The sequence below is a fragment of the Flavobacterium sp. genome (assembly GCF_031409475.1).
Taxonomy (GTDB): domain Bacteria; phylum Bacteroidota; class Bacteroidia; order Flavobacteriales; family Flavobacteriaceae; genus Flavobacterium.
Window position 1 is genome coordinate 1 of the sequence record NZ_JANNXH010000009.1, and the last position, 15,704, is coordinate 15,704.

General features: G+C 35.0%; 16 protein-coding genes. 5 read left to right on the forward strand and 11 right to left on the reverse strand.

What is annotated here, in order from left to right; all coding sequences use genetic code 11:
- The 5 genes from RMO53_RS02080 to RMO53_RS02100 form a co-directional block, all read left to right on the forward strand.
- The coding region (locus RMO53_RS02080; RefSeq protein WP_310377695.1) for a 3-hydroxyacyl-CoA dehydrogenase/enoyl-CoA hydratase family protein at nt 1-2,287 on the forward strand (2,287 nt) is incomplete at its 5' end.
- Between the two features lie 117 nt (nt 2,288-2,404).
- Entirely contained in the window at nt 2,405-2,866 is a 462-nt protein-coding gene (gene tnpA / locus RMO53_RS02085; RefSeq protein ID WP_310377710.1) for an IS200/IS605 family transposase, read from the forward strand.
- An 84-nt stretch (nt 2,867-2,950) separates the two neighbouring features.
- Complete coding sequence (locus RMO53_RS02090; protein WP_310377696.1) at nt 2,951-3,856, forward strand: putative phage abortive infection protein; 906 nt, start codon at nt 2,951-2,953, stop codon at nt 3,854-3,856.
- A gap of 79 nt (nt 3,857-3,935) precedes the next feature.
- Nucleotides 3,936-5,117, forward strand: a complete 1,182-nt coding sequence (locus RMO53_RS02095; protein WP_310377697.1) for an acetyl-CoA C-acyltransferase — start codon at nt 3,936-3,938, stop codon at nt 5,115-5,117.
- A gap of 164 nt (nt 5,118-5,281) precedes the next feature.
- Complete coding sequence (locus tag RMO53_RS02100) at nt 5,282-7,072, forward strand: acyl-CoA dehydrogenase family protein (protein ID WP_310377698.1); 1,791 nt, start codon at nt 5,282-5,284, stop codon at nt 7,070-7,072.
- Nucleotides 7,073-7,151: 79 nt separating this feature from the next.
- Here RMO53_RS02100 and RMO53_RS02105 read toward each other — a convergent pair whose 3' ends face one another.
- The 11 genes from RMO53_RS02105 to RMO53_RS02155 all read right to left on the reverse strand — a co-directional run bounded on the left by RMO53_RS02105 (nt 7,152) and on the right by RMO53_RS02155 (nt 15,596).
- A complete protein-coding gene (locus tag RMO53_RS02105; RefSeq protein WP_310377699.1) occupies nt 7,152-8,105 on the reverse strand; it encodes a hypothetical protein in 954 nt (317 codons plus the stop codon).
- On the reverse strand, nt 8,089-8,409 hold the full coding sequence (locus RMO53_RS02110) for a hypothetical protein (RefSeq protein ID WP_310377700.1): 321 nt from the start codon (nt 8,407-8,409) through the stop codon (nt 8,089-8,091). The genes RMO53_RS02105 and RMO53_RS02110 overlap by 17 nt, the downstream gene beginning before the upstream one ends.
- Before the next feature lie 35 nt (nt 8,410-8,444).
- Nucleotides 8,445-8,993, reverse strand: a complete 549-nt coding sequence (locus RMO53_RS02115; RefSeq protein WP_310377701.1) for a hypothetical protein — start codon at nt 8,991-8,993, stop codon at nt 8,445-8,447.
- Between the two features lies 1 nt (nt 8,994).
- On the reverse strand, nt 8,995-9,414 hold the full coding sequence (locus RMO53_RS02120; protein ID WP_310377702.1) for a phosphate-starvation-inducible PsiE family protein: 420 nt from the start codon (nt 9,412-9,414) through the stop codon (nt 8,995-8,997).
- 13 nt (nt 9,415-9,427) lie between these two features.
- Nucleotides 9,428-9,574, reverse strand: a complete 147-nt coding sequence (locus RMO53_RS02125; protein ID WP_310377703.1) for a hypothetical protein — start codon at nt 9,572-9,574, stop codon at nt 9,428-9,430.
- A 66-nt stretch (nt 9,575-9,640) separates the two neighbouring features.
- The gene (locus RMO53_RS02130) at nt 9,641-10,966 is read right to left on the reverse strand and encodes an amidohydrolase family protein (RefSeq protein WP_310377704.1); all 1,326 of its coding nucleotides are present in this window, start codon (nt 10,964-10,966) and stop codon (nt 9,641-9,643) included.
- Between the two features lie 16 nt (nt 10,967-10,982).
- Nucleotides 10,983-11,453 carry an META domain-containing protein gene (locus RMO53_RS02135; RefSeq protein WP_310377705.1) on the reverse strand — a complete coding sequence of 157 codons (471 nt, stop codon included), beginning with the start codon at nt 11,451-11,453 and terminating at the stop codon, nt 10,983-10,985.
- Nucleotides 11,454-11,465: 12 nt separating this feature from the next.
- Nucleotides 11,466-11,924 (reverse strand): copper resistance protein NlpE, encoded by a 459-nt coding sequence (locus RMO53_RS02140; RefSeq protein WP_310377706.1) that lies wholly within the window; start codon nt 11,922-11,924, stop codon nt 11,466-11,468.
- 22 nt (nt 11,925-11,946) lie between these two features.
- Entirely contained in the window at nt 11,947-12,546 is a 600-nt protein-coding gene (locus tag RMO53_RS02145) for a hypothetical protein (RefSeq protein WP_310377707.1), read from the reverse strand.
- Nucleotides 12,547-12,630: 84 nt separating this feature from the next.
- The gene (locus RMO53_RS02150) at nt 12,631-13,878 is read right to left on the reverse strand and encodes a carbohydrate porin (RefSeq protein ID WP_310377708.1); all 1,248 of its coding nucleotides are present in this window, start codon (nt 13,876-13,878) and stop codon (nt 12,631-12,633) included.
- Nucleotides 13,879-13,883: 5 nt separating this feature from the next.
- Entirely contained in the window at nt 13,884-15,596 is a 1,713-nt protein-coding gene (locus RMO53_RS02155) for an amidohydrolase (RefSeq protein ID WP_310377709.1), read from the reverse strand.
- Nucleotides 15,597-15,704 lie beyond the last annotated feature (108 nt).

Sequence of the window (15,704 nt, forward strand, 5' to 3'; positions counted from 1 at the left end):
CATTATTCCAAAAGAACCAAACGAAGCCGAACTTAAAAAAGGGTTGACAATCGAAAGCAAAATCGTAAGAAACCGATTGGTTAATGATAGTTTAGCAAATGCACTCAAGTCAAAACCTTCTCCTATATATAGTGCAAAATTTGCCAACCGCATTACTACAGGAAATACAACGGATAACATGGCCAAAATCGCCAATGTTGATTGGATTATCGAAGTAGTTGTAGAGCGTTTGGATATCAAAAAAATGGTTTTTGAGCAAATTGAAAAATTCAGGAAACCGGGAACTTTGGTAACATCAAATACCTCAGGAATTCCAATTCATTTTATGAGCGAAGGACGTAGCGAAGATTTCCAAAAGCATTTCTGCGGCACTCACTTTTTTAACCCTGCGCGTTACTTAAAATTATTCGAAATTATTCCTGGTCCACAAACTTCAACAGAAGTATTGGATTTCTTAACAATATACGGAGAGAAATTCTTGGGTAAAACTTCGGTTGTTGCCAAAGATACTCCAGCATTTATTGGTAACCGTATTGGTATTTACGGAATTCAAAGTTTGTTTCACTTGGTAAAAGAGTTGGGATTAACGATTGAAGAAGTTGATAAATTGACTGGCCCAATTATTGGTCGTCCAAAATCGGCTACTTTCAGAACGGTAGATGTAGTTGGATTAGACACTTTGGTACATGTTGCCAACGGAATCTACGAAAACTGCCCAAATGACGAACAACACGAGTTGTTTAAACTTCCTGATTTTGTCAACAAAATGATGGAAAACAAATGGTTAGGAAGCAAAACAGGGCAAGGTTTCTACAAAAAAGTGGACAGAGACATTCTTTCTTTGGACTTGGATACTTTGGAATACCGTCCTGCAAAAAGAGCTTCTTTTGCTACTTTGGAATTGACAAAAACAATTGACAAACCCATCAACAGATTTAAGGTTTTAGTTAAAGGAAAAGACAAAGCAGGTGAATTCTACAGAAAAAGTTTCTCTGGAATGTTTGCTTATGTTTCCAACCGTATTCCTGAAATCTCTGATGAATTATACAAAATAGACGATGCCATGAAAGCTGGTTTTGGATGGGAAAATGGTCCATTCGAAATTTGGGATGCCATTGGAGTTGAAAAAGGAATCGAAATCATGAAAGCTGAAGGTCTTACTCCTGCTTCTTGGGTTACTGAAATGTTAGCATCAGGAAGTAAAAGTTTTTATACTATAAAAGAAGGAGCTACTTATTTCTACAACATTCCAACCAAATCGCAAACTAAAGTTCCTGGTCAAGATGCTTTTATCATCCTGAACAACATTCGCGAAAGCAAAAAAGTATGGAGCAATAGTGGTGCAATCATCCAAGATTTAGGAGACGGAATTTTGAATTTAGAATTTCAATCCAAAATGAATACTATTGGTGGTGACGTTTTAGCAGCTATCAATAAAGCCATTGATTTATCTGAAAAAGAATATCAAGGATTAGTTATCGGAAATCAAGCATCGAATTTCTCTGTTGGCGCCAATATCGGAATGATATTCATGATGGCGGTGGAGCAAGAATATGATGAGTTGAATATGGCCATCAAAATGTTCCAAGACACCATGATGCGTGTGCGTTATTCAGGAATCCCAGTAGTAATTGCTCCTCACGGAATGACTTTTGGTGGTGGTTGCGAAATGAGTTTGCATGCTGATAAAGTAGTTGCGGCTGCAGAAACCTATATGGGATTAGTTGAATTTGGTGTTGGAGTTATTCCTGGCGGTGGTGGTTCGAAAGAATTGGCCATGCGTGCATCCGATTTATTCCGTAAAAACGATGTGGAATTGAATGTTCTTCAAGAGTATTTCATGACCATTGCAATGGCAAAAGTATCGACTTCGGCTTACGAAGCTTTTGATTCTGGACTTTTACAACACGGTAAAGATATTGTGGTGGTGAACAAAGACCGTCAAATTGCTGAAGCTAAGAAACATGCTTTATTAATGGCGGAAGCTGGTTATACACAACCAATCCGCAGAACCGATGTAAAAGTTTTAGGAAAACAAGCTTTAGGAATGTTCTTAGTAGGAACCAATCAAATGGTTGCTGGAAAATACATCTCAGAACACGACTTGAAAATTGCAAACAAACTGGCTTATGTTATGGCTGGTGGTGATTTATCTGAAGCTACATTAGTATCTGAGCAATATTTATTAGATATAGAACGTGAAGCATTTTTATCATTATGTACTGAAAGAAAAACGTTAGAAAGAATACAGTTTATGCTTACTAAGGGAAAACCCTTGAGGAATTAAAACCTCGTGGAGGTTTACTGTTTGTAGAAACGATTGAAAATCGTTGGAAAAATGATTGAAATCATTTTTAAAAAATATATAGAAATCAATTTAGCTCCGTATGAGCGACCTGTTTGTATGGCAAATACGTATTCGCAAGTTTATATTCAAATTGTTTTTGCAGTCAAAGGAAGACAAAACCTAATTGCTAAAGAAAACCGTGAAGAATTACATAAATTTATTACAGGTATCATTACAAATAGAGAACAAAAGCTAATAGCCATTTTTGCGATGCCAGATCACGTTCATATATTGATAGGAATGAAACCAAATATTTCGATTTCCGATTTGGTTAGAGATATCAAAGCTGGTTCTTCAAAATTCATAAACGACAGCAAATGGATAAATGGAAAATTCAATTGGCAAGAAGGTTTTGGGGCATTTTCTTATTCAAAAAGCAGCATCGATAACGTGGTAAAATACATTTTGACCCAAGAGGAGCATCATAATAAAAAAACATTTAAAGAGGAGTATTTATATTTTTTGAAAAAATTTGAAATCGAATATGATGAAAAATATGTTTTTGATTGGATTGAATAACAAACAGGTCGCTCCTACGGAGCTTTTGTAACAACCGCACATTTGTGCTAGAAACAGTTTACCTCTACGAGGCAATTAAGTAGGATGAAAATAATTAAACAAATAGCATTTTTTCTAATTTCAATTGTGGTAATTGGAAATGCATTAGTGTTTTTCAATGAAAAATTTGAATTCTTTTGTGCAAATTCACAAGGAAGTGAATATTACCAAATTTATGGCGTTTTGGGAGATTATGTTGGCGGAATTTTAGGCACAATAATAGGATTTATTACGTTAATCCTAGTTTATCTTACCTATACATCTCAAAAAGATGAACTAAAATTACAAAGCCAATTAATTGCTCAACAACAATTTGAAAGTACATTTTTTAATATGTTGAATGTTCATAGAGAATTGAAGAATAGTTTGAAGATAAAAAAAGATAAAAATAATATTGATTCTAACGTTTACGAAGAGTTTTTTATTAAAGAATTTAAGGGTATAGAGATAATTGAAAGAACGGAAGTCTTTTCTTTTTTAAAAATACAATTTAAAAAATTATTTTTTTATCAAGGTACTGAAGCTGGTACTTATCAACCAGTATCATTAGATAAATTATACAAGGATGTTCATAAAAAAAATGAAAATGAAAAAATAATTTATTTAATCCAGAATTTATTTTTTAAAAAACACCAAAATGTCATCAGTCATTATTGTAGAAATATTTATCAAATTTTAAAATACATTAGAGAGAATGAAAAACAAGAAACACTTGGTAAAGAACATACTATTTATTTGAAATACACTAATATTTTACAATCGCAATTAAACAATGACGAACAATTTTTGCTTTTTTATAATTTTATTGCTTTTGACAATAAAGATAAAGAAGAATTTTCAACCGTAAATCTTTGCAATCATTATCAATTTTTAGAAAATTTAGGATACGAAAACCTTTTAAATAACGAACTACATAATAATCAAAAATTTTACTCATTTAATATAAAATAAAGCAGCAATAATTCCGTAGGAATGTTCTGTTTGTAACTAAAAAACAACCTAAAAGCTCCGTAGGAGCGACCTATTTGTAATGAAAACAACATATATAGTAAAAGCGTATAGAACTGCCGTTGGTAAAGCACCAAAAGGAGTTTTTAGATTTAAACGTCCTGATGAATTGGCAGCAGAAACCATCGAATTTATGATGAATGAATTGCCAAATTTCGACAAAAAACGTATTGACGATGTTATGGTAGGAAATGCCATGCCAGAAGCAGAACAAGGTTTAAATGTAGGTCGTTTAATTTCATTAATGGGATTAAAAATTGAAGATGTACCCGGTGTAACTGTCAATAGATATTGCGCTTCAGGAATAGAAACTATCGGAATGGCAACTGCTAAAATCCAATCAGGAATGGCACATTGTATCATTGCTGGTGGTGCCGAAAGCATGAGTTTTATTCCAATGGGTGGTTACAAGCCAACTCCAGATTACGCTGTTGCAAAAGCTGGAAACGAAGATTATTATTGGGGAATGGGATTAACATCAGAAGCGGTGGCGAAACAATTCAACATTTCTCGTGCAGATCAAGATGAATTTGCTTTTCAATCGCATAATAAAGCATTGAAAGCTCAGGCTGAAGGAAAATTTGACAAACAAATCGTTCCAATTACTGTCGAGCAAACTTTTATCAATGAAAATGGTAAAAAAGAAACCAAATCGTATATAGTAAACAAAGATGAAGGTCCAAGAGCTGGTACTTCTTTAGAAGCTTTAGCAAATTTAAAACCTGTATTTGCCGCCGATGGAAGCGTAACTGCTGGAAACTCTTCACAAATGAGTGATGGTGCTGCTTTTGTATTGGTAATGAGCGAAGAAATGGTAAAAGAATTAAACTTGGAACCAATTGCTCGTTTGGTAAACTTCGCTTCTGCAGGAGTTGAACCAAGAATCATGGGAATTGGTCCAGTAAAAGCAATCCCAAAAGCCTTGAAACAAGCGGGATTAACTTTAAATGATATTGATTTAATCGAATTGAACGAAGCATTTGCATCTCAAGCATTAGCAGTAACTCGTGAATTGGGTTTAAATCCTGACATCATCAATGTAAATGGTGGTGCTATAGCATTAGGACATCCTCTTGGTTGTACTGGTGCAAAACTATCGGTTCAACTTTTTGAAGAAATGAGATTGAGAAAATCCAAATACGGAATCGTTTCTATGTGTGTTGGAACTGGGCAAGGAACTGCAGGAATTTACGAACTTTTGTAATTAAACTAATTCCTTTTTGGTCATTCCGACGAAGGAGGACTCGAGAGCTTTGCTCGAACAGGCGAAGCAATCTCATAATATTGAGGGTTTTTTAATTAAATTCCTCTTTCGTCGGAAGACAAAATAATTTAAAATTTAAAATTCATCATTTAAAATAAAAAATAATGGAAGACATAACAAGAGGTGGTCAGTTTTTAGTAAAAGAAACAAAATGCGAAGATATCTTTACACCCGAAGATTTCTCAGAAGAGCAAATCATGATGCGTGATATGGTGAAAGAATTTGCAGACAAACAATTGTGGGCAAATAAAGATCGTTTTGAGAAAAAAGATTATGCATTTACTGAAGAAAGTATGCGCAAAGCGGGTGAACTTGGACTTTTAGGAGTTGCTGTTCCTGAAGAATATGGCGGATTAGGAATGGGATTTGTATCTACAATGCTAGTTTGCGATTACATTTCTGGTGCAACTGGTTCATTTTCTACTGCTTTTGGAGCACACACCGGAATTGGAACTATGCCGATAACGCTTTACGGAACCGAAGAACAAAAACAAAAATATGTTCCAAAATTAGCTTCGGGCGAATGGTTTGGTGCCTATTGTTTAACAGAACCAGGCGCAGGAAGTGATGCAAATTCTGGAAAAACCAAAGCAGTTTTGTCAGAGGATGGAAAATATTATACGATTACAGGGCAAAAAATGTGGATTTCAAACGCAGGTTTCTGCTCCGTATTCATTGTTTTTGCTAGAATTGGTACCGATAAAAACATCACTGGTTTTATCGTAGAAAATGATCCAGCAAACGGAATTACAATGAACGAAGAAGAACATAAATTGGGTATTCGTGCATCTTCTACACGTCAAGTATTTTTTACTGATACTAAAGTTCCTGTTGAAAATATGTTGTCCGAAAGAGAAAATGGATTTAAAATTGCAATGAACGCATTGAATGTCGGACGTATTAAATTAGCTGCAGCTTGTTTAGATGCTCAACGTAGAGTAATATCAAGTTCTGTAAAATATGCCAATGAAAGAGTTCAGTTTAACACTCCTATTTCAAGTTTTGGTGCGATTCGTTATAAACTAGCCGAAATGGCAACTTCTTGTTATGCTGGAGAAAGTGCTTCTTACCGTGCTGCAAAAGGTATTGAAAACAGAATTATTGCTCGTGAAGCAGAAGGAACATCACACCAAGAAGCGGAACTAAAAGGAGTTGAAGAATTTGCTATTGAATGTTCAATACTCAAAGTAGCTGTTTCTGAAGATGTACAAAATTGTTCCGATGAAGGAATTCAAATCTTTGGAGGAATGGGATTTTCAGAAGACACACCTATGGAAAGTGCATGGAGAGACGCCCGTATCGCCCGTATCTACGAAGGTACAAACGAAATCAACCGAATGCTTTCAGTTGGAATGTTAATCAAAAAAGCCATGAAAGGGCATATTGATTTATTAGGTCCAGCCTCTAAAGTACAAGAAGAATTAATGGGAATTCCATCTTTTGATACTCCTGATTATTCTGAGTTGTTTGCTGAGGAAAAAGAATTAATTGGAAAATTGAAAAAAGCATTCCTTATGGTTGCTGGTGGTGCCGTTCAAAAATACGGACCAGATTTAGATGGACATCAACAATTGTTAATGGCGGCGGCTGATATGCTGATTGAAATTTACATGGCAGAAAGTACCATTTTACGAACAGAAAAATTAGTAAAATCAAAAGGACAAGATGCGGTAAAAGAACAAGTGGCAATGGCCGAATTGTACCTCTACAAAGCCGTTGACATCATTACACAAAAAGGAAAAGAAAGTATTATTTCATTTGCAGAAGGCGATGAACAACGCATGATGTTAATGGGATTACGACGCTTTACAAAATATACCAACATGCCAAACATCGTTGGTTTAAGAGAAACTATTACCACTAAGTTAGTGGCGGAAAATAGTTATTGTTTTTAGTTTTGGTTAAGTTAATTTGAAAAAACCGCAACTGTTCCTATACAGTGCGGTTTTTTTATTTACTATTCTTGAAAATCTCTTAATTCCAATTATTATGTCCGAAAGTATAGGTTGCTTTCAAAAAAGCACCGTTGTTTCCCCAACGAAGATGTCCGTTTAAGTTATCACTATAGGCATCAACTTTAAAACTTAATCCTGAAACACCCACGGATAAATCCAAATAATCTGTTGTCTTCATGGTCAAAGCGAGATTGTATCCTAAAATTTGACCTTTTATATTGTTTATCTTTACCGCCAAATAATCAAATTCTCCATTAAGAGCCCATCTATTATTAAATGCATAGCCACCCCAAATCCCAAAATCAGGTAATGGCGCAGTGAAACCAAAACTGTCATTGACTTCTGAAATATTACCAGTGGTTATTAATCCGATTCCGGCTTTTGCACCTATAATGTGTGTTCCAATTAATAAACCCATTTCGTATTTTGGTTTACTGATAATGGTATAACCATAAGAAAAACGATAGATGGCAGTATTGAAATAAGCATAAACATCGGCGTTGACATTATAAGTGTGGTCACCAAAATTTAAACTTTCTCTGATACGGTATTTGGCATTTCGGCGTAAATTATAATAGCTCAATATAAACCTTGAGCGGCTGGTGGAACGCCATTGAACATCGGCAAAAAAAGAAGGAGAATATTGGCTAAAACCCAAACTGTTTTCAAAATCAATGCTAGTTCCAATGTTGCCCGAATTATTACCCACTCTAATATTAGTGTTATTGATGGTTTCATAAAATCCGGCAGAGATTTTAAATCGCTTTACAAACCAGGGCACATCTCTTATGGTTTTCCCTTTTGTGCTGTCATTGGCACGGCTAACAAACATTGGCTTATTTTCGTTCTCGGTTACCGTTTGACTATTTAATGAGTTGTCGGCAGTAATTTGGTTTTGATTACTATCTTGCCCAAATGACACTAATCCTAAAAGTAGTATTAGCGTTGTTGAAATTCTATTTTTGCTTTTCATGGTTAGCTTTCAATTTAAGTTCATCATAAGCTGGGAAAAGTTTTAAAAGCTTTTCGTCTAGCTTTTTGTTTAATCTTTTAAAGATATTGATACGCATTAACAAACCGCCAAAAAAACATACCGTGAGGACAGAGAGCGCAATTAATATTCCTATAGTGGCTTTTCCGGCAAAATGATCTATGCCAAATTTTGTTGCAATTGGGGTTATAATTGAAGAAATTAAAGAGATAATCTTCTCGACTATCATTACAATAAAAACAAAAGGAAGCAGAAAAAAAATTCCTCCTTTTATCGTTGTTTTCATAAAGAACCAAATGGATTTCATAAACTTATTGTATTTTAGTGAAAGACTTTGGTAACCCCCAAACCTACTGCCCAAGAATTATAAGCATTTACTTTCAAATCGTTAGTAATATTAGCGTTGAGTTCCCAATCTTTGGAAATATGGTAGCCATACTCTGCTCCTATTCTGAATAAAAATAAATTACCCGTATGGGCAAATTCGCCACCAGAACCAAACATATAACTGAAGTACTTTCCTGGTTTATAGGAAACCATTACAGCCGAAGCAATAGGATAACTTCGTTCGAGAACCTGTCCGTTGGAACTTTTTAAATGTTCTTCTACTGCAAAATCTTCAACAATTATATCTGAATGTAAACCAACAGCCCATTTTGGACTAAATTTAAAATTGTAATTGATAGCCCATGAAGGTAATGATAGCCATTTTTTATCACCATTTTCTTGAATTCCTTGACTAATTTGGGTGTGACTAATCATAAACCCTAGTGTGTGATGTGGTTTGAATTCATGATGAACACCTTCCTGAGCCAGTACTATGGTTGTTGAAAAAAACAACCAAATTGTGAATAATTGAATAAATTTCATTTTAGTTTTTATTAGTTGTTTTTGAAATAAAATAATACCCGATACACAAACTTAACACCAACACAGCGATACCAATATCGGTAAGGTAATTAAGGTGTTTTACATCAATAGTGATGATTTTTCTGGTCATGGCCGTAATAGCTATGAGAATGATTATTTTAGATTTGTATTCAACATCATTTTCGTGTTCTTTAAAAGTTTCTAATATCTCAATCGAAATTAAAATATTAAAGAAAATGACAGCTACCGTTGAAAAAATTTTGTTATCTAAAACATCCGGACTTCCAAAAGTGTAATTGCTGACAGCAAGCACAAACTGATACCCCAAATCGACTATTTGGAAAACAATATACAACAACAAAATAACTGTTAAGATTAAATAAATAATTTTTTCTGATTTGTGAACAATTTTATCTTTCATAGTTTACTCATTTTTAAAAAACTTCTCCAATTCTAAAATATATACCCCAATCATCTTTACCCAAAGCAGTATCAAATCCTACATTCATTCGTTGTTTTGGAATGGCTAAATATCTGATTCCAGCTCCAATAGATGGAAGTAATACTACTTTTAATATCATTACTTTCAAAAGCATAGGCAAATCCGGCGAAACCAACACTACCAAATTTTTTATGTTATTTTTTTATTATTTTAAGGTGTTTTTATAAACTACACCATCTTTAATAATGACAACAAAATTCTTTTCCGGATTTCCTACTAAATCTAAATTCTGTAACGGATTTCCATCTACCAAAATCATATCGGCATAAGCACCTTCTTCTATCACGCCTAATTTACCTTCTTTATATGGGTTTCTTTCACCACTTAATGTCAATAGTTGAGCATTATCGTGAGTTGCCATTTTTAGAATTTCAAATGGAGTTAAAAAATCTTTTAATTTTAAGTAATCCTTATTCTGATTTTTATTCCCCGTTGGATTAAACATATAATCTGTTCCGAAAGCCAACTTGATATTGTATTTTTTGGCCCAAGTAAAAGCATTGGCAGTACCTTGAACTACTTTATGTTTTTTCTCTCGAATGTCTTTTGGTTGGGTTGCTGGAGCTTCATCGAGTGCTTGTAAACTTAACCAAATTCCTTTATCGGCTAAAATTTTCATGCTTTCTTCATCCAATAATTGTCCGTGTTCAATACATTTCACACCCGCTTCGATGGCTCTTTTTACCGCTTTGGGTGTGTAGGCGTGAACTGTAACATAAGTGCCCCAATCATCGGCTGCCTCGACTGCTGCTTTTAATTCGTCTAAAGTATATTGCGCCACATCCAAAGGATCGTAAACAGTAGCTGCACCTCCGCCAGCCATCAATTTAATTTGTGTTGCTCCCGAACGTAGGTTTTCTCTTGTAGCGGTCAACACTTCGTCTCTACCGTCAGCAATAAAGCCAAAACCCATTAATTCTCCATGCGAAATTTGTCCGCCGAAACGTCTTGATTTTTCTGAAGGTAATCTGAAATCTCCATGACCTGATGTTTGAGAAATCATACCTCCGCTTGGATAAATTCTTGGGCCTTCGGTTTTTTTTGCATCAATTTGTCTTTTCATATCAAAAACAGGTCCGCCTACATCTCTTATTGATGTATAACCTCTCATTAACAAACCTTTGGCTTCAATTTTTGCTTTTTCATTAATAAAATCCATTGTTACACCTGGCGCCATTAATTCTTCTTGTGTACACGCACTCATAATCAAATGCATGTGAACATCAATTAAACCGGGCATAAGGAATTTTCCTTTTCCATCAATAATTTTAGTGTTACCACTTTTATTGATTGGGATTGGAGAAGAGGAGATTTTTGTAATAATATTGTCAATTATAAGCACATTGCCGATTGTGGTTTTTTCTTCTTTCCCATTAAAAATTTGCACATTATTAATGAGAATTGTTGAACCGCCTTGGGCTGACAGAATATTGTAGCCCATGATTAAAATAATTGATAGTAGCTTTTTCATGATTAATCTTATTACTTTATTTCATTACTACTGCTTCAAATTTAGCTAATGGTGCCATTCTGGCTCTACTTAAGCTTAATATGTTTCCTTTTATGGCAAAATTGTCGACTTGTTTCACTACATTCAAGAACTCATTTTCTACTACCATGTTAATGCAAGCCATCATTGTTGAGGTCATTTTAGAAAAAGAAATTTGTGTATCATTTGTTACGGTATAAGTACCGTTAAATGTATTACAACTGCTGTTTCCGTGAACTTTATTGGTATCTTTCTTTAAAATCATAAAAGCTTCTCTTTGTTTTTCAACTGTTGATAAAGGCTTGCCATTGAGTTCTATAAGTTTCCAATACGTTTCTGTTAAAGAATAATTGTATTCCGCTTCTAGACCTTTGTCATTATTAACAGCCAGAGTATTTTTTGATGTAGAACAACTCATGATTAAAATTAATATTATAAGTACTGATGCGGTATACTTAATTTTCTTCATTTCTATTTTATTTTATATATATTTTGAAGCAAGATAGCCTGTTATCTTATTTCCACTCCTATCTAACTGAAAAAGTTTATTTTCTCCAACCAAATATTGATTTGGCGCGTCTTTAATTCCTGATAGAGCAATGTGAATTCCGTTTGAATTCCATTCAAAACTTCCTTCAACAGTATAGATTTGACTATTTGATTTGCCAAGGTATTTGGTTGTTTTTTTATAGGTTAAATCTTTATTTAAAGTGATTTCTGTTTCAATACCTTCACAATCCGCACAAGGCGTGACTCCTTTATAAACACCCGCCCAATCAAGTGCGGTGTTAGAATTGTCTTTTGTAGTAACAATAGTATCTTTAATTTTAGTTATCAAAGTGTCCTTTATTACTTCTGATGTTGCTTCGTTTGGTGGCATTTCTTTCTTACAACTTATTAAAACAAATAAGAGGAAGACTGTTGTAGTTAATCTTTTCATACAAGAACTGGATTTAAAAACTTTATAAACTAAATAAATTGTCATTTATCATTGCGCTAACGGTTTTTTTAGCAAATGTATTTGCCAATTTTGAATTGTCACCTTTTAATTTTCCGCTCAAAGGAATACTCCATTGCATTGACTTGGAAGATCTATTGTAAAAACTCGCCGTCACTTTTATGGTTTTTACTGTTTTGGCGCCACCTGCAATTGGCACATTTGTTCCTAAAAAACCTCCGAAAATGCCAACTCTTACCGGAATACCTACACTTGCATTTATTAAAGGTGTATTCTTAAACGCTGTATCATTTCCAACAATGTTGTAAACCAACAAAGCATCAACACCCAACACATCCGCTTTTTGAATTAAGGCATCTTCTGAGGTTAAGTCACTTTCAACAATATTTGAATAGGCTTGAATGGCTTCAATTCCTTTTTCTTTAAACAATGCTACAGTTGCGTCTTCAACTTGTCGTTTAATCAGTTCATCAGTTGTTTTAACTAAAACCATTACTTTTCTGTAAACTTCCGGCTTATATTCGGGAGATTTCCAAGAAGACTGTGCAACCGCAATAAATTGCACTAAAAATAAACTTACTAATAATGGGATGTGTTTTTTCATATGGACTAGATTATAATTTTGAAGAACTTTTTAAACCAAATGTTAGTGAAATTATTTTTTCTTTATTTAAAGAGTAAATATTTGTTAAATTTTTATACTAGATCTCAATCCCAAGAACAGAGCTCCGGGATTGTTTTTTAGTATCGGATTTATCCACTGCACATCGCCACCAAGCGAAAACCATTTAGTTAACCATGCTTGGTAAAATAATTCCACACCCGTTTCATTTCGCAATGGCTTGCCCAATGTACTTGCGAAATCCGCCAACGGGTTACTTAAAGAATAATGATACATCGCTAGCCCCCATTTGTCATCGCTTCTGTTTTTAAAGAAACTGTTTCCACCAATTCCCAAGTGCATACCGAAATGAATCGGATTGGGATTACCATCGCTGATACTAACCATACCAAATAATCCCCATCCTTTTCCTTTTTCTTCATAATCAACAAAAGGCTGATTAATGTTATAGTTGAAATACCAACGGCTATTTTTTCTTCCCGCACTTTCGGGAGTAGGTAATATTAAATCCCCTAGATCGTACAAATCGGTTCCGTCTTGTGTGCTATATGCGGCACGAAGAGAGTGACTGCCTTTCTTACCCCAAATAGTTGCCTCTTTTTCGATTGAACCGGAAAAGGTAATTCCCGTTTCGAATGAAGATTTAAATACACTTTGATTTGCATAATTGGCGGGGTCGTACACCATGAAAGTATATTTAAGTGCTTTCGTTTTAATACTGGTAATGGCACCCAGCATATAAGGCGGGGTAATACCCGATACTGGGCCTGGAAAATTTACATTCCATAAAGCATCAATACCTGCGCCGCCACTGAAACGGGTTCCCGCAGCTATATCCACCATATTTATTTTACCAATCATAAGTGCATTGGCTTTACCAAACTGGTAAACCAAATGTAGACTGGTGATATCAAAAGATTCATTACCATCAAGCCCTGGAAACGTGGTGGCTATATTATTTGGAATTAATGTACCGCCTTTTCCGTTCAGTGATTTTCCAAAATTTTGCTCCAAGTGTGTTATCAATGTCCATCGCTTAAGACCTAATTTCACCCCATTGAATTTTATCATAAGATCGGCCTTCCCAGAAAAAACAGATTCATTATACCCTTCGCCTGCTACATAATTATGCTGAAAAAAAGTCACTCTTGGTTCAATAACTAGGCCGTTCATTTTTAAACTTTCTCTTGCTCCACCCCAGTCACCCGTTAAGCTTGACCGAGTAGTTGAAGGCTTTTTCGTAGCTGTTGTATCTTGAGCTGATGCCATAGCAAATAGCAAACAAGCACTTACTGTAATAATTATCTTTTTCATAAAATTTATTTTTTATAAACCGATTTTCCTTCTTTGATAGTTTCTAGAACTACTATATCTTTTATTTTCATAGGATCAACTTTTAAAGGATTTTGATCTAAAATAACCAAATCGCCAAATTTTCCCGTTTTTAGAGAACCTTTTGTTTTATCTTCAAAATGTTGATAAGCACCCCAGATGGTTATAGATTGTAAGGCTTCGTAAGGCGTAAGGCGCTCTTCTTTGCCAATTACTTCTCCACTTCTTGAAACTCTGTTAACCGTTGTCCACATGATCATCATAAGGTTGGGCAACGCAACAGGTGCATCAGTATGGCTGGTTACATGTAGGCCTTTGTTTAGCGCAGATTTGATGGGGCTGATTTTATTGCCCAATTCCTCACCAATAATTTGTTTGTGCCAGTCGCCCCAATAAAAAGTATGCATCGGGAAAAGAGACGCCACGATGTCTAATTTTTTTAACTCATCCAATTGGTTTATGCGAACGTATTGTCCATGAATCAACACATTTCTTCTGTCGGTATTTCCATATTTAGCAACAGCAGGTTTCATACAACGCATCATTTGGTCAATAGCCGCATCACCGTTGGCGTGGCTTATTATTTGCCAATTATTAGAAAAAGCCATGTTGTATATTTCCTCTACTTTTTTGTCATCTGCTATGGCAGGATAGCCTAAATACCCAGCTTTTTGTCCGTCTGGGGGTATTAAATAAGGGATGGTTCTCCATGCTGTACGTCCTTGTGGCGAGCCATCTAAGGTAACTTTTACGCCTCCTATCCGGTAGTGTTTATTGTATTCCTTTTTGTTCCAGTCGCTATGAAGGTATTTAGGCATTGAATAATCAACATAAGACACCACATCAATTTTGAGTTTCCCACTTAGGGCATAACTGGCTAGTTGTTCGTGGTTTTCCATTGCCTTACCTTCTTGTATGCTTGTGTGACCAAATTTGAATGCCATTTCTTGACCTTTATCAAAATAAAAATCTACCAATTCTGGTTCTGGTGTAACGATAGGGAAAAGAACTTTAAGTGCTGCCATTTCTTCCAACACGCCATTGGGTTCTTGAGAGTTTGGCATTCTGCGGATAACCCCACCATCAGGATCTTTTGTTGCAGCCGTCATTTTTATTAACTCTAAGGCTTTGCTGTTTACCGAGCAAAAATGACCTGTAATATGCATAACACAAACGGGTACGTCTTTTGACACTTTGTCTAAATCTTCCTTGGTAGGAAATCTACCTTCTTTAAGTACCGCATCGTCAAAGCCCATCCCAAAAATCCAACCTTTGGTTTTGTCTGTTCCGTTTTTGGTATGCCAGTCTTTCATTATTTGAACCAAGTCGTCTATGTTGTCGCAATTTCCATCAGGTCCAGGCAACAAATTGGCAGCTACCGCCTGCATGCCCAAAGCGGCAAAATGAATGTGTCCTTCAAAAAAACCAGGTACCAGTGTTTTTCCTTTTAAATCGTTCATTATGGTTTTATCGCCATGAATTTTTTCTGCATCGGATTTGGTTCCGACAAAAACTATTTTACCATCTTTTAGAGCAACTGCTTCTGCATAAACAGGGTTGTCGCCTTCCATGGTAATGATGTCGCCACCAAAGTAAATGGCATCAGCAACATTTGTTGAATTACTTTGTTTTGATGATTGATTGCAACTTCCTAAAACTATTAGAGAAATTACACAAGTAAGTTTGAGTGTTTTTTTCATTTCAGTTGATATTTAATAATTACGTCATTATGATTTCATATTTCAAGTTTTGTTGTCTGTATGTGTCGCACAACGTAGGCTTGCAGGTAACTCATTTATACTCGTATG

What these genes read in the sequence shown, in the direction of transcription:
- tnpA (WP_310377710.1), top strand. Translation starts at nt 2,405, where the DNA reads ATGGCAAATACGTATTCGCAAGTTTATATTCAAATTGTTTTTGCAGTC.
- RMO53_RS02090 (WP_310377696.1), top strand. Translation starts at nt 2,951, where the DNA reads ATGAAAATAATTAAACAAATAGCATTTTTTCTAATTTCAATTGTGGTA.
- RMO53_RS02095 (WP_310377697.1), top strand. Translation starts at nt 3,936, where the DNA reads ATGAAAACAACATATATAGTAAAAGCGTATAGAACTGCCGTTGGTAAA.
- RMO53_RS02100 (WP_310377698.1), top strand. Translation starts at nt 5,282, where the DNA reads ATGGAAGACATAACAAGAGGTGGTCAGTTTTTAGTAAAAGAAACAAAA.
- RMO53_RS02105 (WP_310377699.1), bottom strand. Translation starts at nt 8,105, where the DNA reads ATGAAAAGCAAAAATAGAATTTCAACAACGCTAATACTACTTTTAGGA.
- RMO53_RS02110 (WP_310377700.1), bottom strand. Translation starts at nt 8,409, where the DNA reads ATGAAAACAACGATAAAAGGAGGAATTTTTTTTCTGCTTCCTTTTGTT.
- RMO53_RS02115 (WP_310377701.1), bottom strand. Translation starts at nt 8,993, where the DNA reads ATGAAATTTATTCAATTATTCACAATTTGGTTGTTTTTTTCAACAACC.
- RMO53_RS02120 (WP_310377702.1), bottom strand. Translation starts at nt 9,414, where the DNA reads ATGAAAGATAAAATTGTTCACAAATCAGAAAAAATTATTTATTTAATC.
- RMO53_RS02125 (WP_310377703.1), bottom strand. Translation starts at nt 9,574, where the DNA reads ATGATATTAAAAGTAGTATTACTTCCATCTATTGGAGCTGGAATCAGA.
- RMO53_RS02130 (WP_310377704.1), bottom strand. Translation starts at nt 10,966, where the DNA reads ATGAAAAAGCTACTATCAATTATTTTAATCATGGGCTACAATATTCTG.
- RMO53_RS02135 (WP_310377705.1), bottom strand. Translation starts at nt 11,453, where the DNA reads ATGAAGAAAATTAAGTATACCGCATCAGTACTTATAATATTAATTTTA.
- RMO53_RS02140 (WP_310377706.1), bottom strand. Translation starts at nt 11,924, where the DNA reads ATGAAAAGATTAACTACAACAGTCTTCCTCTTATTTGTTTTAATAAGT.
- RMO53_RS02145 (WP_310377707.1), bottom strand. Translation starts at nt 12,546, where the DNA reads ATGAAAAAACACATCCCATTATTAGTAAGTTTATTTTTAGTGCAATTT.
- RMO53_RS02150 (WP_310377708.1), bottom strand. Translation starts at nt 13,878, where the DNA reads ATGAAAAAGATAATTATTACAGTAAGTGCTTGTTTGCTATTTGCTATG.
- RMO53_RS02155 (WP_310377709.1), bottom strand. Translation starts at nt 15,596, where the DNA reads ATGAAAAAAACACTCAAACTTACTTGTGTAATTTCTCTAATAGTTTTA.